The following is a 22,021-nucleotide window of genomic DNA, read 5'->3' as shown; positions in this document are numbered from 1 at the left end:
GGGGCTAACAACTTATCAAAAATCATAGCTTTAAAGATGGAGAAAGGTTTCAAAGATAAGATATCAGCACTTATATCAGGACAGCTTTCAGAAAGGCTTACAGAGCGTTTTGTAGAAACTATTAGCAGTACCCAGGCAGCAGTAAAGAAAACAGTTAAGAAGTCATTATATCCAATACACCAAGGGCAAATACCATTTTCGAACTGCAAGATTACAAATGGTAGGAAAGCAATCCGTAATATGTTTGACCTTAAAGTATTCAGTGAAATGGTATATAGATAAGGTAGCGTTTATGCCGCGAAAGTCCCTTGACAATGAGTATGCGGCATGTTAGGCTTCTTAGCCAGGCATCAGCCATACTCCAACGCCCTGCTGCTTGCTCAGAATGGGTGGTGCCGGTGATGCCTGAATGCATGCCGATAGAGGCTCGTTGTCAAGGGAACCGTGGAATAAATGCGGTAAGTAGTCTCAAGCTAAGCATAAAAATATTGACAAATTCTTACTGCAAGGAAAATGAAAAATTTGCCTACGAATACTTGACACAAACAGTATTGATTATCTGTCAGCTGGTAGAGAAATAACAATCTAAAATAAAGGAGATAAGATTATGAGTGAGAATTGCAATCAAAGTTGTAACAGTTGCCTGGAAGACTGTGCGGAAAGAAAGGAAAAGAAAAATGCTTTATCCGAGAAACCACATGAAATAAGCAGTATCAAAAAGGTTATTGGTGTTGTCAGCGGGAAAGGAGGGGTTGGCAAGTCGCTGGTAACCTCTCTGCTTGCAGTTACCATGAATAGAATGGGTTATCACACCGCTATTCTTGATGCGGATGTTACCGGACCTTCTATTCCAAAAGCATTTGGTATAAGAGAAAAAGCCACAGGCAGTGAATTTGGCCTGTTTCCGGTTAGAAGTAAGACAGGTATTGATATTATGTCTATCAATTTGCTTTTAGAGAATGATACTGATCCTGTTGTGTGGAGAGGGCCTATAATTGGTAATACGGTAAAGCAGTTATGGACGGATGTTATCTGGAGTGATGTGGATTTCATGTTTATTGATATGCCACCAGGTACCAGCGATGTCCCTCTTACGGTATTTCAATCCATTGCAGTTGACGGGATTATTGTGGTAACTTCACCACAGGAACTGGTATCCATGATTGTATCAAAAGCAGTAAAGATGGCTGAGCTGATGAATATCCCTATCATTGGTTTAGTAGAAAATATGTCCTGCTATAAATGTCCGGATTGTGGTAAGGAGCACAAAATATTCGGAGACAGCCATATTGATGAAATTGCCGAAAAGCACAAATTAAAAGTGCTTGCTAAGATTCCTATCAATCCCAAAATTTCAGCCGCGTGTGATAAGGGCGTGATAGAACTCTTTGATGGTGATTGGCTTAAGCCTGTTGCTAAAATATTAGAAGAAATGGAGGAAAACTAAAATGATAAAAATTGCTGTAGCAAGTGATAAAGGAATGGTGACTCAGCACTTTGGACATTGCGAAGGGTTTATGATTTATGACACCTTCAGTGTCAAAACTGGCAGAGGTATCTTTTTATTTAATCATATATTCACCTTTATACTCAGGTGCTTCTTTTAAGAGTTTTTTCCGTAAGACAATCATAATAATTCCTGTAATAATTAGAACCAATGATACTATTTGCGATATTCTAAGCCCAGAGAATAAGTAAAGGCTATCTGCACGTAACCCTTCAATCCAAAATCGGCCTAATCCATATCCCATAAAATAAGTTGCTAAAAGTTGACCGCTAAACTTTGTCCTTTTTCGAAAATAAATCAGTATGGTAAATATGCATAAATTCCACATGCTTTCATAGAAAAATGTAGCTTGATGCCATTCTCCTAACTGTTCTATATATACGGAGTAGGGGAAAAACTGGAGTTCTGGATTAGTGACTACGTTTCCATAAGCTTCTTGATTTATAAAATTACCCCAGCGCCCAATTGCCTGCCCAAGAATTAAGCTAGGTACAACCATGTCAATAAGACGAAAAAGTGGAAAATGGTTGCGTTTAGAAAATATAATCGCAGCAATTAATCCGCCGATAACACCTCCATATATAGCAAGTCCACCTTCCCAAATAGCAATTATTTTCATAAAGTTCCCAGTATACTGTTTCCATTCAAATACAACATAATAAATCCTTGCGCAGATAATAGCGATGGGGAGTGCTAAAAAGAGGAAATCAAAGATAATATCATTTTTTAGGTTCTGTTGTTTTGCTTCATGACAGGCGATAAAAACCCCAATTAAAATTCCGAACCCAATAATAACTCCATACCATGCAATATTTAATCCATTAATGCCAAATAGGTTCTCTACAATATATTTATTTATCATAAATCACCTTTCTAAATGTGTAATTAAAATATGAACATTAGATTCCAGCCTTTAAAAGTTGTACTATAAAGTTTAGGAGCAAATCCAATACAAAAGTCTCTGTAAAAGCCTAATATATGGCTTTTTTATTGTGTCATACGGAATCAGAAAATCAGGTTTTAACAGGGGAAGGTTGTTTTTCCTTTAAAATCATCTGTGCTTTCTCTATAGCTCTTTTGGATGAGGCAAAGACTTCATTTTCAAACATGAATATATTCTCTTCTCCAATTTCATCTGTTAGTTCGGAGTTTAGCAGCATGGAATTAAGTCCGGTGCTTACACCGCATACCAGGACTGTTCCTCCGTTCTCCTTTATACGCCGTATAAATACCTTGAGTGTATCTAAGGATGTTATATCAATCATTGTAACACTTTTCATCCTAAGAATGAAAACCCTTGCCTTGTCAACCAGTGTCTCCAGTTTGTGCTCCAGATCATAAGCAGAACCGAAATAAAGGTTGCCTTCTATCTGTACAATTAGTATATCTTCTTTTGTTTTTACGGTATCAATCTCCCGTTCTCTAAAATAGCCTCCTGCTTCTGTAGAAGGCACCAGAATTTTTACCGGAACCTTGTTGGTATCCCTAAGATAAAGTGCTATAGATATAATAATACCCATATATATGGCCCAGTCGAGGTCAGGCATCAGTACAGTTGCTCCAAAGGTAAGCCACATTACAACAGAATCTGATTTTCCCACCTTATATACTTTTCGCATTTCCTTCTTATTTACCATGCTGTAGGCAATAGTCATAATGACCCCGGCAAGGCTGGGCATCGGTATATATTTTGCATAAGGAGCGAAGAAGAACAGTATTATTGCTACAATTACACCTGACAGGATTCCTGAAAATCTGGTGGCTGCTCCGCTGTAATAATTTACTGCAGAACGGGTAAAAGATCCCGAACTGGCGAAACATTGAAAAAAAGATCCTGCCACATTAGCAATTCCCTGTCCGATAAACTCCTGGTTGGGATTAATCTTCTCTCGAGATGTACTTGAAATGGATTTGGCAATAGAAATTGCTTCTACCAGGCCGATAATCGCAATAGCAAGAGCACCGCTGAGCAACTCCCTTGCAGAATTTATATCTAGATTGAACAACTTAAAGGGAGGCAGTGAGGAAGGAATATCTCCTGTTAATTTTACACCTGCTTTATCAAGGTCAAACAGCACAACAATAACAATGGAAAGCATAATACCGATTAATGCGCCGGGAAGGTTTTTATTCCATTTTTTACATGCTATTACTACTAGTATGGTAAGTACTCCCAACCCAAGTGAAAACATGTTTGTACTTCCAATATTGCCAAGTACATAAAATACCTTTTCCATCGTGGTCATCTGGGCAGAATTTTTGATACTGATGCCCAAAATTTGATTTAACTGTCCTAAGGCTATTAATACTCCCGCACCTGCTGTGAAACCTACAATTACAGCATGTTAAACATAATTGATTACCTTTCCCAGTTTTATTATCCCAAACAGGATTTGTATTATACCTACTATGAAAGTCATCATAAATAGCATTTCATAGGCGTTTTCCCTGCCCATATAATTTTTCATATTACTAGCTATTAATAAAGAAATGGCGTTGGTAGGTCCGGTTATGAGATGGCTTGAGCTTCCGAATGCTGACCCGAATATACTGGTAACAATTGCAGTGTATAGTCCATATACCGGATTTACTCCTGCAATAATAGCATATGCCATAGACTGTGGTATTGCCAGTACAGCTACTGTCAATGCAGAAATTGTATCTTTTTTTATGTATTCTTTTTTATAAGACTTCACAGTATCTAGAACCGGTATATACTTTAATATTTTTTCTGTCAGAGAATTCATCTTCATCGCTCCCAATATTAAGCTATTTAAGTTATCAAACTCAAAATACAAAATTTATTATATATAATTTACGATTTGAAAAAGTTAAAGAAGATTTGCAAATCGTAAGTTATACAACGGAAAAAAGCTGATTATAAATATTTGTAGCATGTTTCAAACACTAGTATTTACACAGCTTAAATTCAATTTTATCAACCTTATTACGTATTTGCAATATATGTTGGTATTGTCCTATACCAAATGTATTAAAGTAGACTGTTGTGCTAGCTTGGAGCATATGCCTTAAGAAAGCTACCGCAACGAATTAACTTAAATTGTATCCTGATTTTAACTAAGATATTTTCAATGGTCTCATATAGTTTATTATTCTGGACAGATCTTTCCATGTACCTTGTATATAACTGGCTAAAATGATACAATTTTATATATTTTGTAAGAGCTAAAATTATCTTTTTATCCTTATGCTGGAGAATTGAATTTAAAAAGGAAATGTTCTTTATAGATTAATAAAAAAATAAATATTTTAATAGTAAAGCGTGAGGTATTATATGAGATTAGAAGTATGCAATATTAACAAAAGTTTTTCAGGAAAACAAATTCTTCATAATGTATCCTTTAAGGTGGAAAGCGGCAGGGCAATGGGGTTTCTTGGCAGAAATGGTGCCGGAAAAACCACAACAATAAGGGTTTTGATGAATGTGTTTGAACCTGATTCGGGAGAATTAATTCTTGACGGAAAACCTTTTAATAGAAAGGATTATAAAATAGGGTATTTGCCTGAAGAAAGAGGAATGTATGCTAAAATATCAATTCTTGATCAGTTGGTATACTTCGGACAGCTTAAGCATATGTCTAAGGCTGACGCAAAAAAATCAGCTATCCAATGGCTAGAACGTGTAGATCTGCTAGAATATGCAAAGAAAACATTGGATACTTTATCTAAAGGCAATCAGCAAAAAATTCAAATATTACAGGCAGTTATTGATGATCCAGATATACTCATTCTTGATGAACCCTTCAGCGGACTTGATCCTGTTAATGCTCAAGTTTTAAAGGATTTAATCCGTGAATTTATTACCAAGAACAGGATTGTAATCTTTTCCAGCCATCAAATGGGTCATGTTGAAGAATTTTGTGATGACGTGACATTTATACAGAACGGAAGGATTATTCTAAGTGACAATTTAAGAGATATTAAGAGAAAACTTGGCAAGAACAAACTGCGAATAAGAATATCGGATTTATCTCTTGAAGAGTCTCAAAGAGAAATATCCAGATTATCCGATGTTAAAGTGGATAAAGACAGGCATTCGCTGATAGTTGAGTGTTTAAGGGATAAAACTGCTAACCAGGTTTTGTCAGATATCATTTACCTCAATCTTCCGATTGAACTGTTTAGTTTCTATGAACCTAGCTTGGAAGAGATATTTATACGCCTTGAAAGCGGGGATACTTCTTATAATCAGGAAGAAGGGCCTGAAGGGGGGAAAATATGATGAAGGACATGAAAGTGGTATTTGCATTTGAACTTTGCAATAAACTAAAAGAAAAAGCCGTAAGGATCACAACGTTAATTATTCTGGTTATAATTCTGATTGGGACTTTTATTCCAACTATTATTTCTATGTTTGATAATAAAGTATCAGAGAGGAATACAGAACAGGAAATAATAGAAGAAAATAAGACAGAAGAATATAATGCAATAAACATCACAGGAAATAATGAATATGGTTATTCTATTGTAAATAACGTAATAGACCGGGAAGAATTGAAAGCATTTTATCCTTTTAATGTTGCGAAATACTATTTTGATGAAAAGGAATTGCGTAAAGCAGTAGAAAGTGGAGAAATTGAAAAAGGTATTTTAATTACATCAATAACGAGTTATATACTTATTGCAAATGACTTATCCATGTATGACAGAAGCACCAGCATTATTTCTGCTGAATTATCAAGATATAACCGAAACATTATTTTGCTGGAAGAAGGGATTGACCCGGTAAAGGTTGATAAAGCTGAGAGTGTCCACATTCAGGCAAATACTGAAATATTGGGAAAAAATGCCACCACTGGATTTCTTTTCGCCTATGTTGGAATGTTTTTAGTCTACTTTATAATAATTTTATATGGTAACTCAGTTGCGACTTCTGTTGCACGGGAAAAAAATGACCGTACGATGGAACTGCTTATTACAAATACTTCTTCAAAGAACCTTATATGGGGCAAAGTACTGGCTTCAACAGTTGTTAGCATTGGACAGCTGTTATTAATGATCTTAACAGCAGGTTTTGGTATTGCCTTAAATCAGAACAATTACCCTGAATTTCTGATAAGAGCCATACAGGAAGGAATGAGTTTGGGAGCTATATTTGTTTTCATAATATTTGCTCTTTTCGGAACTCTCATGTATTACTTTTTATATGCTTCGGTAGGTGCATTAGTAAGTAAAGTTGAAGAAGTTAACAGTTCTATGACTCCTATTCAATTTGTATTTATTGCTGCATTTCTTCTTTGCAGTATTAGCCTGAACATGCCTGACAGTTTATTGATGAAAGTTATATCAATTGTTCCGTTTACATCGCCAATGGCTATGTTTATTCGCTATACAATGACTACCGTGCCTTTGACAGATCTTATTGTTGCAATAATTTTATTGTTGATTACTTTGTATTTTATGGCTTACCTGGCAATTAGAATTTACCGTATGGGTACATTAAATTATGGCAATAAAATAGGATTTTTCAAGGCAGTAAAATCAGTTTTCAGGAATGCACAATAGAGAGAGTATGACGTATCCAAGGGAGTTTATTGAATTTGTATTTTTCATTTAGTACAATAAACAATAATAATTATATTTTGAGGGAAAAAGGCAATAATTTTGTGGGAAATTAACTTATAGCTTGAAAGGAGCACAATAAACATATGATTCGAATTGGTATTGTAGGATATGGAAATCTTGGAAGAGGTGTAGAACTTGCAATAAAACAAAATCCTGATATGGAGCTTGTTGCAATATTTACAAGAAGGGATCCAGAAAAGATTACACCTTTAGACCCTTCTGTCAATGTATTCCATATATCTGAGGCAGAAAAGATGAAGGATAAGATTGACGTTATGATTCTGTGCGGAGGATCTGCTACCGATTTACCGGAACAGGGGCCAAGATTTGCCAGGTTATTTAATACTGTGGATAGTTACGATAACCATTCAAGAATCCCTGAATATTTTGACATGATACAGCAGGCTGCAGATACCGGAGGAAAGATTGGCATCATATCAATAGGCTGGGATCCGGGACTGTTTTCTATAAATAGATTAATATCTCAAGCAGTATTACCCCATGGTTCTATATATACTTTTTGGGGAAGAGGTGTGAGTCAGGGACATTCTGATGCAATAAGGCGGGTAAAGGGAGTAAAGTCTGGAATTCAATATACCATTCCAGTCCAGGAAGCTATTGAAAGAGTCAGAAATGGAGAAAATCCAGAATTATCTGCCAGAGAAAAACATATCAGAGATTGTTATGTAGTTGCAGAAGAGGGAGCTGATAAGGCTGCCATCGAAAAAGAAATAAAAAACATGCCTGGTTATTTTGCTGATTATGATACAAGAGTAACCTTTATATCAGAAGAGGAATTAAAGCAGAATCATTCTTCCATGCCTCATGGGGGATTTGTAATTTGCAGTGGCGTTACTGGAGATAGAAATAAGCAAATTATTGAATTTTCTCTCAAACTGGACAGCAATCCTGAGTTTACATCAAGTGTGCTTGTAGCTTATGCCAGAGCTGCCTATAGATTAAATAAGGAAGGACAAACTGGAGCCAGAACAGTATTTGATATACCCCTTGGATATTTATCAATAAAGTCTGCAGAACAGCTTAGAAAAGAATTGCTTTAACCTGATTAATAAAAGCATAAGAACATAAGAATACTGTCATCTGATAACATCCAAAGGAAGGTAGAATTGCATGGCGGAATTCTTGAAATACTTAAACTTGTTAATATCTGTTTTAATTTTATGCTTTTATTCATATCAGTTTGTTTTTGTATGCATACGATTATTAAAGAAAATGCCGGAATTTAGAACACAAAAAATGCACAAATATGCCGTTGTAGTCCCTGCCAGGAATGAAAGCAAGGTTATAGGAGACCTTTTAAAGAGTATACATTCTCAAGATTATCCGAAGGAACTTTTGGATATTTTCGTTATTGCCGATAATTGTACAGATAATACTGCAGAAGTAGCACGTAGATATGGGGCAATTGTTTTTGAACGATATGATGAGGAAAAAATAGGTAAGGGATATGCTTTAGAATTTGCCTTTAAAAAAATTAAAGAATATTACGGCATTGATCATTATGAGGGATATCTGGTTTTTGATGCAGATAATATACTGGATGCTAATTTTGTAAAAGAAATTAATAAAGTGTTTGATGCAGGATATTCTGTTGTGACAAGTTATAGAAATTCTAAAAATTACGGTTATAATTGGATTTCAGCGGGATATGCCTTGTGGTTTTTACGCGAGTCAAAATATTTAAATGGTGCAAGAATGATTTGCCGTACCAGTTGCACAATTTCCGGGACAGGTTTTCTGGTATCCAGCGAAATTATTAAAAAAGATGGAGGATGGAAATACCACTTAATGACAGAAGATATTGAATTTACAGTGGATAAGGTTCTGCATGGCGAAGTTATTGGTTACTGTGAAAAAGCCATCCTTTATGATGAACAACCCATTGACCTTAAAACATCCTGGAATCAAAGAATAAGGTGGACAAAAGGATTTTATCAGATAGTACAAAACTATGGCATGAAACTTTTGCGAGGATGCTGGTCAGATAAAGGATTCCAATGCTTTGACATGCTGGCAACAGTTTTTCCTGCAATTCTGTTTTTGCTGGTTTTATTAACCATAAACATTTTGGCTGTAATATATGGATTAATTAATTTTCATTATGAAGTTGTAGTTACAGCTTTATCTGAGACATGTTCTATTATATACAAGGTATATTTATCACTGCTATTCTTTGGATTAATAACGCTTATTACTGAATGGAAACAAATTCATTGCGATAGACACAAAAAAATACTATATTTGTTTCCTTTCCCATTCTTTATATTTACATATGTACCTATTGCAATAGCTGCTCTGGCGAAAAAGGTTACCTGGGTACAAATTCCTCATACTTTTACAGAGCAGGTTACAAGGTAGAGGGACAGTCCTGCACTTTTATGATAAAAGGATACCCTAAATTATTGGTGCAAGAAGCATGATTTCTTCGTTTTTTTCATATATACTGTTAAATTGGCTAATTGGCAAGGGATTAACCCCCCTACCTAACTCAATGGTATATCCCGGCCTTCGAAAGTCCTGGATAAACCAGTCTTTGTATCCTGCATATGCTGCTTCACCTGCAATGTCTACAACTGTATATCCGCTGGCTCTTGAAAAAATATTGGCTATTGTCAATGCTTCAGGTGGGGCAAGATCTAAGAATTGCCAATATATTACTTCACCTTGAGTATGATAAGCTATAACCAGTCTAAAATTATGGTTCCTTGTGAAATTATACATGGCAAGAGATTCAGGTTCTGATAAAGGAGCTTCACCTCCATAATCCCTTGGCCTTGGAGAATTGATTCCTTGTTCCAGCTGAAGCTGTTTCTCTCTTTCCCATTCTGCAGGATAATTAAGATTTAAATCTACACCACGAATATTAGCCTTCCACACTCTGGGAAGCGGCAAACCGGTATTATTAAGCTGCGCCGCCTGTTCATAAACCGGGCTCGGATAATTCGGCCAATAGGTTACCATGTTCACTCCATCAGGGTTTACCATAGGTACAATGTATATACTGCTGCTGTTAAAAATATTAGGTATATTATATCCCCGAATATTTCCTCCAACAGAATAGGCTTTGGAGAAATTTTCTATAAATTTCATTAACAGGGGTGTACTGATCCATTCATTACCATGATGGGATCCATTATATGACACTTCTCGGGGACCGCGGCCTAATCTAATATAATATAAATTTTTACCCATTACACTGGTACCGATACTGCCGATTTCAAGGAAGGGATATCTTACTTGAAGTCCTTGAATCTGTAGCTCAAGAATTTCATAAGTATAGTCAATATCAGTAAATACGATATCTATTCCATAAGGGACTATAATTCTTTGCCCTATTGATAAATTAAGTGGATTTAAACCAGGATTTGCAGTTAATATTGCATTAATAGTAGTATAATATCTGGCGGCTATATTATATACAGTATCCCCTCTGCGTATTGTATATACATCATAGCCTCTTAAGAGTCTTTCAAACACGTTCCATGTGGCAGGACCAACTATACCGTCTGCTACCAGGTCATTATCCCTTTGAAATCTTATTACAGCCTGCTCTGTCATGGAACCGAAAAATCCGTCTACCGGACCTGAATTATAGCCTATTCTATTGAGAAGACTTTGAATAAGTTTAACATTTGGGCCTGTAGAACCCCTCATTAATGTTTCCACTTTAATCTCCAATCCATATTTTATTCTTTCTATATTTTCTTACTTTTTTATACACTTCAATATATTTACCCTTATATATATTATTTTTTACCGGGTAAAAGTGTGACCATCCAGATATTGCTGTTTTGAATAGAACATATGAAAGTATGATAAATGAGCTAAAAACAAAAACATGTTTTACAGAATAATACTTGATTATGATATATGCATAGACTGTACCAGCAAGTTTTCCCATATTATTTATATAATCACTTAAGCCTGTTATTCTGGATAAATATTGGGGTTCAATTGAAATTTGAAGTTTTGACAGTAAGAGTATTCCGCATAAAGATAAAGATATTCCTTCAACTAACTGAAGAAGCAGTATAATGACAATGTTATCAAGTATACTATAGGTAAACCATATTACTGATACAATGAAAAGAAATACATAAACAAAGAGCATGTATATTTTCTTAATCTTTTTTGTAAAAGTAATACTTATTATCATTGCCAGTATGTTAGCTGTGTAAAATATTGACATTATCAGGCTCCATCCCTTTTCAGTCACTTTTAGCACATCAAAGGCAAAGGGATAAAAGGCCATATTTATTGATATTATGCAAAAGGATATAATTACATTAATCAGAAAAATCTCTTTAATTACGTTTATATTACTACAATTCCCTAAAGATTCTAAAATATTCCCAAATGCTATTTTTTGCATGATTCCCTTTTTATTCATACTATGAAAAAGTTTATTGTCTCTTTGAATAAGCTTATAGTGAGTTCTGTATCCATAGGCTGGACCTGTATTAAGGAGTATGATAATTGCTGCAGACAAAGCATGTAAAATACTATTTATTAAAAAAATACAGTCTGAGCCACAAGTGCTTATAATAATTACTGAAAGCAATGAGCCTAGAATATTTGTGAGCCCTGAAACGCCACTTAGAAGGGAATTGCCTCTTAGCACTTTATCTTTTCCTGCAAGGTTTACGCAAATTTTTCTAAAAGATGGATTATATATTACATCCAGAGTTGCAAGAATGACCAGTAATATAAAAATCACCGAAATATCATTAAATGAAATAAAAAGTATTACCACAATACTCCTAATAAGTTCTACAATCACCAAAACGTATTTTGGATGGAATATATCTCCCAGCTTTCCTGCAAATCTTGACAACATAATACCCGGTATCAATGAATAAAATACTGAGAGACCTGCAGACAAGCCGGATCCTGTTATATTAAAAATGAGAATGGTTACAGCTACAACTCTAAGAGTATCTCCAAAATTAGATAAACTGTAAGCTAAGAGAAATAACCTAAAAGATTTTTTCATGTAAAATAACCCGATTAAGATAATAAAGATTACTTTTTATACTCTATTATCTTTATTCAGAATATATACTAAGTATTTTTTAGCGTATTCAATTTATTATTATGAATTATTATTTGATTATATTATTTTTTATTTCTTTTCCATTAGCAGAATAACCCAGTTTATTATTTATGAACATTACATTATATTTATTTATTTCTTTCAATAATATGGGGCATAGGTAAATAATGGCTTATACCTAATTGTCTTGTAACAACCCTGCCATCACTGTAATGAATAGTAACCCATGACTTTACCGTTGCTCCATTCATCCCTTCAAGTAGTACGTTTTGTTCTCCTTCTGCCAGTGCAGGATTAATTTTATATATATAAGGTGCTTTTTCAGTTGCAAGAAATTCATGATGCCACTTTACTTCCGGAGGTTCCTGAGATCCGTAGAAAGCAATATAAAGGATTTCCCCAATACCTTCAGCCCAGATCATGATGGGGAAGTCCGTATTATTCCTGATTTTTAAGTCTTTTACACCATATGCTACAGTGGCATCCTGACCATAAGGTACATAGGGTACAGGCATACTATGGTTGTACCGCTGGACTATTTCAAGATTACAGAGAATTGCCACATTATAGAGTGTAGATGATATTTTACACACTCCTCCGCCTACAGTTGTTGTCAGTTGAGAACCAATATAAGTAGGCCCTTCCCTATAACCTTTTTCTTTCGTATAAGGGCCAAGGAGCTGATTCTGAGAAAAAACTTCTCCTGGCTTTATTATTGTTCCGCATAACAAGCTGGCGGCCAGGTGGACATTATATTCTTCCCCTGGAAGAGGATTTTTAAGAACTGTTCTGTAAGCAGCCATTAATATTGGTGTATTATTTTGTTCTAAAGAATTTAAAAAAGATTCATTTTCATCCCAGGGTAAGTCCTTTATTGGACCAGAAACAAGAGGTTCCTCAAATTCAGGAGTATTTTCCTCATAATAATAGGGCTCCTCATTATTTTCAATAATGTAATTGTAACAGATTTTGCTTTTAAAACCTGACAATACAAAAAAGCATAATAAATATGCTATAAAAAATAAGTAACGTATTTTCCCATTACAATTCAATATAAAAACCCCCTGATATTGAATGATTATTGTCATATAGTAGTAAATAAATTAAAAACAAATTGCATTTATGAGCTTTAATTATTATTTGTATAAGCAGTTTATTTAATGCTATCATTAAATACCATTAATCATTTCCTTTATTCAGACATTATTTTATTGCAAATGAAAAAGTTTATTGCATATGAAAAGCATTTCATCGCATATCAAATCATTACATAAAGAAAAACATTTTCCGTTAATTTTAATGAATTAGTACTAAATAGTTAATATAAGGCATAATTTCATGTTATAGGAAATAAGACAACACATTATTGCTTATGAATAAATTTTTTAAAAAGTCAATTTGGAGAAAAAAAGTTATGGTATTCCTATTGGCATTATTTGGAATGGTATGCTGGGGAATTGCACCAATATTTGCAAAGCTTGCATTAAGAAATGTAAATTCGGTAACGGGTTTAACAATCAGAACTTTGTTCGCTGCATGCGTGATATTGATATGGAGTACCTTTAGCGGAAATTTCCCAGATATCAAAAATATAAATATAAATGGATGGCTTTGTATTGCCATTGAGGCAGTCCTTGCCACACTAATAGGTGATTTGGCCTATTTTGCAGCAGTGAAAAGGGGAGAAGTGTCCCTGGTTACAATTATCATGTCTAGTTCCCCACTTGTAACTCTGGTTTTTGCTGCCATATTTCTGGGAGAGAAAATAACATTTATCAGACTAATGGGTGCTGTATTGGTCATTCTTGGCATTATTATGATTATTTAAATCCCCTTCCTTGGTACCCAGGACACTAATATGTTCTACAAAGGGATCCGCAGTACCCTGAAGCTGGCACTTTTCTTCCTTTAATATTTTAATATAGTCTATTATATCCTTAGTAATTCTTTCTCCAAGGCATATTACAGGTATTCCTGGCGGATATGCCATAATCATTTCTCCTGCAATTTCACCTTCGGCCGCTTCCAAGCTGACTACCTTTTTATTGCTGTAGAAAGCATCACGAGGTGAAACTATCATTTCTGGGTTTGGAGGTATAATAGTAGAATTTTTGAGTTCTTTGATTTTTGATTTTAATGATATATCTTTGAAAGCATTCACTAAAGCTTCTACATCTTCCTTTCTGTCTCCTATTGTGATCAAAGCCAGAATATTATATAAGTCAGACATTTCCACCTGTATGTTATATTGTTTTCTTAAAATAGATTCTATTTGGTAGCCTGTGTAACCAAGATTACGTACATTAATCCCTAATTTTGTTTCATCAAAATCAAAACACCCTGGGGTGCCTGTAATTTCTTTGCCAAAAGCATATATTCCCTCAATATTGTTAAGCTGGTTTCTAGACCATCTTGCAAGTTGCAGAGCATTTTCCAGAAGCTCTTTTCCTCTCATAACCATTTGCTTTCTTGCCGCATCCAGTGAACACATTAACAGATATGATGCACTTGAGGTATATGTAAGATTTAAAACCTGCCTGACCCTGTCGCGGGATATAATATTGCTGTTTAAAAGAAGAGCAGAACTTTGAGTTAACGAACCAGCGGTTTTATGCATACTGATTGCGCTTAAATCTGCCCCAGCTTCTATTGCTGAAACCGGAAAGCCGCTATGGAAAGGCATGTGGGCTCCATGGGCTTCATCAGCCAGAACCACCATTTTGTGCATATGAGCAATCGATATTATTGATTTTATATCTGATACGACACCATAGTAAGTAGGATTTATTATAAGCACAGCTTTGGAATGAGGATTCTTATTAATTGCTGATTTAATATTTTCTACAGGTACTCCCATGGCAATACCAAGGTTTTTGTTTATTTCAGGTTGCACAAATACCGGTATTGCTCCGCTTAAAATTACTCCTCCAATTATAGACTTATGGGCATTGCGGGGTATAATAATTTTATTTCCAGGTTCGCAGGCACTCATTATCATGGTTTGAACACCGGAAGTTGTTCCATTTACAAGAAAAAAAGCATCTTTAGCGCCATATGCTTGTGCCATTAGTTTTTCAGCTTCAAAGATGACACCTGTTGGATTATTAGCATAATCCAGATCCTCCATTCCATTTACATCCATGTGAAGTACCACTTCGCCCACATAATCTCTAAATTCTGTCAGGCCTCTTCCATGTTTATGCCCCGGCACATGAAAGGGTATTATATTATTACTGACATATCTTTTTATAGCATCAAAAAGCGGAGTTTTATTTTGGTCCATAGTTATTGTCAAGCCTCGATTCCTTTAAAATACCGCCGCTGTCATTGACCAATTATAACTACAGATGTCCTGCCTTTTTGCAGTACTAAATAAAACAATGAACATAAGTATAATATGATAATTCATACAAAAAGGTGAATATAAGCATATTTGGAACGTTAAGGAATATCATCCATGATTTGAATTAGCGTAATATATAGTATGTACGAAAATTTATACAATTTAAAACAAAATAATTATTAATAAATTCATAGAAAAATAGTTGCATAAGTCTTTTGTTTGTGATAATATTAACATACAGTCGTTATTACATTCATTGTTAACATGTATTTTTTTTTGAACAATATATTTTCTATAAGACAGCGTAGTATAATATAAATAGGTATTAATATTCACTTAAATCTGCTTCATGGTTAAATTCACTGGAAGTCGGCAATAAGTAATCCTCATAAGTAGCCGCTACTTTGGAATCCTCCTAGGAATATTCGTTAATAAACAACATTTCAGGGTTCGTTTAATGGCATTTTTGAATACACATTATGACTTCGCATAAGTTTCATGCCAAAATATAAAAAATAAAATGATATTTTGGAGGGAAGGAAAGTGTATTGTAAAAACCTTAAAGTAGTAAACCTTAATATAACTGAGGATTTCTACGTATATAAAGGAATTTTTCAACTATGCTCCAGTGATAAAGGTATGGAAATTGATTTAGCCGACTTAAGTAATTTTAATGAAAGAAAACTAAAAGAAATCAAAAACTTCTTTGATCTGCAAGATTCACTCTGCGATATCTATAGAATAATTATGGACAAAGTAATGGATGCAGCAAAAATACAAAGTAGGGTTATAGAAAATTATTCTTACTAATTGTAATTAGAAAAAAATTTTTATTTGCCCTAATATGTTATTTTTTTGACAATGATTGTTAAAAAATAAACATACTTTTAAAATATTTTTGCTCTCAATAATGCACTTTAATATACTTAATAAATACACTTAAATACATACTCAGAAAACTACTTCATAGCCCTCTGTATAATCTAGCAGCATGTGCTCAGCATAAAAGCCTCAAAATAATTTTATCAATATTAAAGTATAGGAGTGATTATATGAGCGTTCAGAGTAGCCAATGTGCATGCAAAAAAGAGACAGAAAAAGAAAAATACGAAAGGGTTGATGAACTAATTAAAGAGTATGGCTATAGAGAAGATTGCCTTATTCAAATCCTTCATTACGCCCAGGGGATTTTTGGCTATCTTCCTATGGAAGTACAGCAGTTTATCGCTGAAAGATTGCAGATACCATTATCTAAAGTTTCTGGTGTAGTTTCCTTTTATTCATTTTTTTCGACCAAGCCCAGAGGTAGGAATACCATAAGAGTATGTCTGGGAACTGCCTGTTATGTAAGAGGCGGTAAACAGATTATTCAAAGATTGAAGGAGCTCCTTGATATTGATGTAGGAGGCACCACGGAGGATGGAAGGTTCACCCTTGAAGTCATGCGGTGTATAGGAGCATGCGGCCTGGCACCGGCAATGACAATTAACGATAAAGTCTATAAACAAGTAAATCCTGATAAACTTCATGTAATTATTAATAAGTATAACTAATTGGGGGGATTACAATGCAGGAGCTTCACATCAGGACAAAAGAAGATCTTATTAGGATAAAAGAAGAATATAATAATTATGTTTCAGGCTATAAATATAAAATATTAGTGTGTTCAGGAGCAGGCTGCATATCTTCGGATTGTCAGGAGGTATATGAAGCCCTTCAGGATACATTAAGAAATTTTAATATAGAAAAAGATACCCTTGTAGTACGGACAGGATGTATAGGAGTCTGCGACCTTGGTCCTGTGATGGTAATATATCCGGAAGGTGTAATATATACGAAATTGAAAGCAGCTGATATACAACCTATTATTTATTCACATTTAATAGATGGCAAAATAAGAATTCAAAACACCTACAAGGATAAGAACTCCGGAGAGCATATACCCTACATCAAGGACATTCCTTTTTTCACCAGGCAGGTTAAAATTTCACTAAAAAACTGTGGACGAATCGATTACGACTCAATTGAGGAATATATTGCAAATGACGGTTATTTTGCAATAGAAAAAGCCCTTTCAGAGAATAGTCCCCGACAAGTGGTAGAGGAAATAAAAAAATCCGGTTTGAGAGGTCGCGGAGGTGGAGGATTTCCTACCGGCATTAAGTTAGAAGCAGGATTGAATGCACCGGGACCTGAGAAATATATTGTTTGCAATGCTGATGAAGGTGACCCTGGAGCTTTTATGGACAGAAGCATTCTCGAAGGAGATCCCCATCTGATAATTGAAGGCATGATGATAGCAGGGTATGCGATTGGGGCAAAAAAAGGATTTATATATGTAAGAGCAGAATACCCCCTTGCTATTGAAAGGTTTGAGAATGCTGTAAAGAAAGCCAGAAAATATGGGATTCTCGGAAAGGACATATTCCAGAAAGGCTTTGATTTTGATATAGAAATAAGAATTGGAGCAGGCGCTTTTGTATGCGGAGAAGAAACAGCCCTGATGGCATCGGTTGAAGGCAAAAGAGGAGAGCCGAGGCAAAAACCTCCATTCCCGTTCCAAAGCGGTCTGTTTGGTAAACCTACAATAATCTGCAATGTAGAAACCTATGCCAACATACCCACCATAATTATCAACGGAAACGAGTGGTTCCGTAAATACGGCACAGAGAAGAGCAAGGGTACCAAGGTATTTGCACTTGCAGGGGATATAAACAATACCGGACTTGTGGAAGTGCCCATGGGAATAAGCCTTGGAGACGTTATATTCGACATAGGCGGCGGAGTACCCGGAGGAAAGGCATTTAAAGCTGCTCAAACAGGTGGACCCTCAGGAGGATGTATTACTACAGAGTACCTGAACACACCCATGGATTATGACTCTCTTGCAAAACTCGGCTCCATAATGGGCTCCGGTGGCCTTATCAGCATGGATGAGGATACCTGCATGGTTGATATGGCTAAATATTTTATGGAGTTTGTTCAGGATGAATCCTGTGGTAAATGTATAGCCTGCAGGCTTGGTACCAAAAGAATGCTTGAAATACTTGAAAGAATCACAAAAGGTGAAGGCAGAGAGGGAGATATCGAAAAACTTGAGGAATTAGGAGAGATTATAAAGGATACAGCCATGTGCGGACTGGGCCAGACTGCCCCCAATCCGGTGCTTAGTACCATAAAATATTTCAGAGAGGAATATGAAGAACACATAAAAAACAAGCATTGCAGAGCCGGAGTATGTGCGGACCTGTTCATATCCCCGTGTCAGAATGCCTGCCCTGCAGGAGTTAATGTTCCTGGTTATGTAGCATTAATTGCTGCAGGAAGAATACGGGATGCATATAATCTGGTAAGAAAAGAAAATCCTTTTCCTGCAATTTGTGGCAGAGTGTGCACTCATCCCTGTGAAAGCAAATGCAGAAGAGCACAACTGGATGAGCCTATCGCAATTTCTGATTTGAAAAGGTATGTAGCTGATTATGTACTGAATAACGAAGAGCCGTATATGGACCTTGTTTTCCCCAAAAACAATAAAAAAGTTGCTATAATAGGCGCTGGCCCCTCAGGTCTGACCTGTGGTTACTATTTAGCAAGGTTGGGATATCATGTTGATGTATATGAATCCCAGCCGGTAGCCGGTGGTATTCTGGCTTTTGGAATACCTGAGTACAGGCTTCCCACACATATTCTTGAGAAAGAAATAAAAATGATTGAACAGGCAGGCGTAAATATTCATTTGAATACTGAGGTAGGAACAGATATTACCTTCTATTACCTCAGGAATAATTATGATGCGATATATATTGCCACAGGTACCCAATTCTCCCATAGGATAAATATCCCTGGTGAAGACCTCAAAGGAATATACTATGGATTAGATTTTCTCAGGGATGTTAACCTGGGCAGGAAAGTAAACATAGGTAAACGTGTGGCAGTAATAGGAGGCGGAAATACAGCTATTGATGCCGCAAGAGTTGCCTTAAGGCTGGGAGCGGAGGACGTCACAATCGTATACAGGAGAGAAATGAATGATATGCCTGCAGACCGCCGGGAAATTCAGGAAGCTCTTGAGGAAGGAATCAAAATAATAACTCTGGCAGCTCCGGTTAGATTTATAGGAGATACCGATGTAGAAAAAATAGAATGTGTAAGGATGGAGCTAAAAGAGTTTGATTCCAGCGGAAGAAGAAAACCCAAGGAAATCCCCGGTTCAAATTTCTTTATTGAAGTTGATACTGTAATTCCTGCCGTAAGCCAATACTCCGACCTGCCTTTTATAAACAAGGACGAAGTAGAGGTTACAAAATGGGGCACATTTGTAACCAATAAAGATACATTAATGACGAAAATGAAAGGAGTATTTGCAGGAGGAGACGTAATAAGAGGTTCTGATACGGTAATAACTGCAATTGCAGATGGCAAGAACGCCGCAAAATCCATTGATAAATATCTGGGAGGCAAAGGTATACTGAATACCGGTGAAGATATTGACATACCGTTGCCTTCTGATGAAAAAGAAATAATCGAACATGAAAGATTTCCTATGAAATATCTTGATGTAGAAGATAGGAAAAAATCTTTTGATGAAGTTGTTTTAGGTTTCCACAGACTTAATGCCATTGCAGAAGCTATGAGATGCCTAAGATGTGACAGGAGGGTATGATTATGGTAAATTTAACGATTAATAATAAAAAAATTACCGTGGAAAAAGGGACCACAATTTTAGAGGCGGCGAAAAGAAATAATATTCTCATTCCCCACTTTTGCTACCTGGAAGACGTGCATCAAATTGGTTCCTGCAGAATATGTGTTGTGGAAGTTGAGGGAGCCAAGAACTTACAGGCATCATGTATGGTAGAGGTACAGGAAGGTATGGTGGTTCATACCAATACTGAAAGAGTGAGAAAAGCAAGGAAGGTTTTATATGAGCTAATGCTTTCTGATCACCCCAAAAATTGCCTTAGCTGCAGGAGAAATCAGAACTGTGAGCTTCAAAAACTTGGTGAGTTGATACAGGTTGATGAATCCAGGTTTGAAGGAGAGATGTCTTCTAAACCATGTGATAGTTCATCTCCATCTATTATGAGAGATCTTTCCAAATGTGTTCTGTGCAGAAGATGTGTTACTGTTTGTAATGAAATTCAGGGCGTGGGAGTACTCAATGCTCAAAACAGAGGCTTTGAAACTACTATCGGTCCTGGTGAAGACCTGCAGCTAAACAGCGTAAATTGTGTATACTGTGGACAGTGTGTGGCTGTATGTCCTGTAGGTGCTTTACAGGAAAGGGATTCAATTGAGGAGGTTTGGCAGGCAATTTTCGATAAAAATAAAAGGGTGGTTGTTCAGACAGCTCCTGCAATAAGAGCAGCCCTGGGTGAGGAATTCGGTTATGAGCCTGGTACCCTTGTGACGGGCAAAATGGTTACTGCATTAAAGAACATGGGATTTGACGATGTATTTGATACTAACTTTGCTGCTGATTTGACAATAATTGAAGAAGGACATGAACTTCTGGAGAGAATCAAAAATGCTTTCAGCGGCAAAGAGGCAGTATTACCAATGATAACCAGCTGCAGCCCTGGTTGGATAAAATATATTGAGCATACTTACCCACAAGAGCTGGACCATTTATCCACTTGCAAGTCTCCTCATATGATGATGGGTGCACTGGTTAAGTCCTATTACGCCCAAAAATTAGGTATAGCACCTGAGGATATATATGTTGTTTCAGTTATGCCCTGCACGGCCAAAAAATTTGAAATTACCCGACCTGAAATGAAAAACAATGGTTGCAGAAATGTAGACGCGGTACTTACAACAAGAGAACTGGCAAAAATGATAAAGGATTCAGGAGTTGATTTTACTAAGCTGGAAGATAGCCGGTTTGACAGCCCCCTTGGCCTTTCTACCGGTGCAGCAGATATATTTGCTGTTACAGGTGGCGTAATGGAAGCGGCTATAAGGACGGTATATGAAGTAATTACAGGAAGAGAACTGCCTTTTGATAAGCTGCACGTCACACCTATTACCGGTTTTGAACAAATAAAAACTGCCGAACTTAAAATCGAAAACCCAACTGAAGAGTATAAATACCTGGATGGGGTAGTGCTAAAAATTGCGGTTACCAGCGGTTTAAAAGGCGCAGCTAAATTAATGAACCAGATTGCCGAAGGTAACTCTCCCTATCATTTTATAGAAGTGATGGGATGCCCGGGAGGATGCATAAGCGGAGGAGGACAGCCCAGACTTACAAACGATGAAATCAGGCTAAAAAGGCTAGAGGCAATTTATAAAGAAGATGAAGGTAAAGAGCTTAGAAAGTCGCATGAAAATCCATTTATCACAAAACTTTACCAGGAATTCCTCATAAAACCCTTAGGCCATAAATCCCATGAACTTCTGCATACTCATTATACAGACAGAAGTATCAGAAATAGAATTAGTAGTAAGTAAGAATATTGATAATTTTGCCTGAGAAATAGGCATGTTAAAAAAACAAAACAACTCCCAT

At 36.0% G+C, this 22,021-nt stretch carries 17 protein-coding genes and 2 pseudogenes; 13 read left to right on the top strand and 6 right to left on the bottom strand.

Annotated elements, in window-relative coordinates:
* From GXX20_07390 to GXX20_07375, 4 genes and pseudogenes are all read left to right on the top strand, one after another.
* A partial coding sequence (locus GXX20_07390) for an ISLre2 family transposase (GenBank protein ID HHW31478.1) occupies positions 1–282 on the top strand: 282 nt, incomplete at its 5' end.
* 32 nt (positions 283–314) lie between these two features.
* A complete protein-coding gene (locus GXX20_07385) occupies positions 315–581 on the top strand; it encodes a hypothetical protein (GenBank protein HHW31477.1) in 267 nt (88 codons plus the stop codon).
* Positions 582–607: 26 nt separating this feature from the next.
* Positions 608–1,447, top strand: a complete 840-nt coding sequence (locus GXX20_07380) for an Mrp/NBP35 family ATP-binding protein (protein ID HHW31476.1) — start codon at positions 608–610, stop codon at positions 1,445–1,447.
* Position 1,448: 1 nt separating this feature from the next.
* A pseudogene (locus GXX20_07375) lies at positions 1,449–1,532 on the top strand (dinitrogenase iron-molybdenum cofactor).
* A 30-nt stretch (positions 1,533–1,562) separates the two neighbouring features.
* Here GXX20_07375 and GXX20_07370 read toward each other — a convergent pair.
* Together GXX20_07370 and GXX20_07365 are read right to left on the bottom strand one after the other, a co-directional pair.
* On the bottom strand, positions 1,563–2,369 hold the full coding sequence (locus tag GXX20_07370) for a prolipoprotein diacylglyceryl transferase (GenBank protein HHW31475.1): 807 nt from the start codon (positions 2,367–2,369) through the stop codon (positions 1,563–1,565).
* Positions 2,370–2,520: 151 nt separating this feature from the next.
* Positions 2,521–4,254: pseudogene (locus GXX20_07365) on the bottom strand (SulP family inorganic anion transporter).
* A 548-nt stretch (positions 4,255–4,802) separates the two neighbouring features.
* Between GXX20_07365 and GXX20_07360 the strand changes: the two are divergent.
* The 4 genes from GXX20_07360 to GXX20_07345 all read left to right on the top strand — a co-directional run bounded on the left by GXX20_07360 (position 4,803) and on the right by GXX20_07345 (position 9,472).
* Positions 4,803–5,750 carry an ATP-binding cassette domain-containing protein gene (locus GXX20_07360; protein HHW31474.1) on the top strand — a complete coding sequence of 316 codons (948 nt, stop codon included), beginning with the start codon at positions 4,803–4,805 and terminating at the stop codon, positions 5,748–5,750.
* Positions 5,747–7,033 (top strand): ABC transporter permease, encoded by a 1,287-nt coding sequence (locus tag GXX20_07355; GenBank protein HHW31473.1) that lies wholly within the window; start codon positions 5,747–5,749, stop codon positions 7,031–7,033. The genes GXX20_07360 and GXX20_07355 overlap by 4 nt, the downstream gene beginning before the upstream one ends.
* 143 nt (positions 7,034–7,176) lie before the next feature.
* Positions 7,177–8,154: a diaminopimelate dehydrogenase gene (locus tag GXX20_07350; protein ID HHW31472.1), complete on the top strand. Its 978-nt coding sequence runs from the start codon at positions 7,177–7,179 to the stop codon at positions 8,152–8,154.
* Positions 8,155–8,224: 70 nt separating this feature from the next.
* Positions 8,225–9,472 carry a glycosyltransferase family 2 protein gene (locus tag GXX20_07345; GenBank protein ID HHW31471.1) on the top strand — a complete coding sequence of 416 codons (1,248 nt, stop codon included), beginning with the start codon at positions 8,225–8,227 and terminating at the stop codon, positions 9,470–9,472.
* Between the two features lie 36 nt (positions 9,473–9,508).
* On the opposite strand, the gene GXX20_07340 is transcribed toward GXX20_07345, so the two are convergent.
* The 3 genes from GXX20_07340 to GXX20_07330 all read right to left on the bottom strand — a co-directional run bounded on the left by GXX20_07340 (position 9,509) and on the right by GXX20_07330 (position 13,255).
* A complete protein-coding gene (locus GXX20_07340) occupies positions 9,509–10,780 on the bottom strand; it encodes a LysM peptidoglycan-binding domain-containing protein (GenBank protein HHW31470.1) in 1,272 nt (423 codons plus the stop codon).
* 1 nt (position 10,781) lies between these two features.
* Positions 10,782–12,107: an MFS transporter gene (locus tag GXX20_07335; GenBank protein HHW31469.1), complete on the bottom strand. Its 1,326-nt coding sequence runs from the start codon at positions 12,105–12,107 to the stop codon at positions 10,782–10,784.
* A 188-nt stretch (positions 12,108–12,295) separates the two neighbouring features.
* Positions 12,296–13,255 carry a hypothetical protein gene (locus tag GXX20_07330; protein ID HHW31468.1) on the bottom strand — a complete coding sequence of 320 codons (960 nt, stop codon included), beginning with the start codon at positions 13,253–13,255 and terminating at the stop codon, positions 12,296–12,298.
* Between the two features lie 326 nt (positions 13,256–13,581).
* On the opposite strand from GXX20_07330, the gene GXX20_07325 reads away from it, so the two are divergent.
* The gene (locus GXX20_07325) at positions 13,582–13,995 is read left to right on the top strand and encodes an EamA family transporter (GenBank protein ID HHW31467.1); all 414 of its coding nucleotides are present in this window, start codon (positions 13,582–13,584) and stop codon (positions 13,993–13,995) included.
* Here GXX20_07325 and GXX20_07320 read toward each other — a convergent pair.
* On the bottom strand, positions 13,948–15,450 hold the full coding sequence (locus GXX20_07320) for an aminotransferase class I/II-fold pyridoxal phosphate-dependent enzyme (protein ID HHW31466.1): 1,503 nt from the start codon (positions 15,448–15,450) through the stop codon (positions 13,948–13,950). The genes GXX20_07325 and GXX20_07320 overlap by 48 nt on opposite strands.
* Positions 15,451–16,053: 603 nt before the next feature.
* On the opposite strand from GXX20_07320, the gene GXX20_07315 reads away from it, so the two are divergent.
* From GXX20_07315 to GXX20_07300, 4 genes are all read left to right on the top strand, one after another.
* Positions 16,054–16,320 carry a hypothetical protein gene (locus tag GXX20_07315; GenBank protein HHW31465.1) on the top strand — a complete coding sequence of 89 codons (267 nt, stop codon included), beginning with the start codon at positions 16,054–16,056 and terminating at the stop codon, positions 16,318–16,320.
* Between the two features lie 242 nt (positions 16,321–16,562).
* The gene (locus GXX20_07310; protein ID HHW31464.1) at positions 16,563–17,063 is read left to right on the top strand and encodes an NAD(P)H-dependent oxidoreductase subunit E; all 501 of its coding nucleotides are present in this window, start codon (positions 16,563–16,565) and stop codon (positions 17,061–17,063) included.
* A gap of 14 nt (positions 17,064–17,077) precedes the next feature.
* Positions 17,078–20,173 (top strand): FAD-dependent oxidoreductase, encoded by a 3,096-nt coding sequence (locus tag GXX20_07305; GenBank protein HHW31463.1) that lies wholly within the window; start codon positions 17,078–17,080, stop codon positions 20,171–20,173.
* Positions 20,174–20,175: 2 nt separating this feature from the next.
* Complete coding sequence (locus tag GXX20_07300; GenBank protein ID HHW31462.1) at positions 20,176–21,963, top strand: 2Fe-2S iron-sulfur cluster binding domain-containing protein; 1,788 nt, start codon at positions 20,176–20,178, stop codon at positions 21,961–21,963.
* Positions 21,964–22,021: the final 58 nt, after the last annotated feature.

It is taken from the genome of Clostridiaceae bacterium, assembly GCA_012840395.1.
In the GTDB taxonomy this organism is placed as follows: Bacteria; Bacillota; Clostridia; order Acetivibrionales; family DULL01; genus DULL01.
Note: the sequence above shows the minus strand (reverse complement) of the source record. Positions and strands in the feature narration are given on the sequence as shown.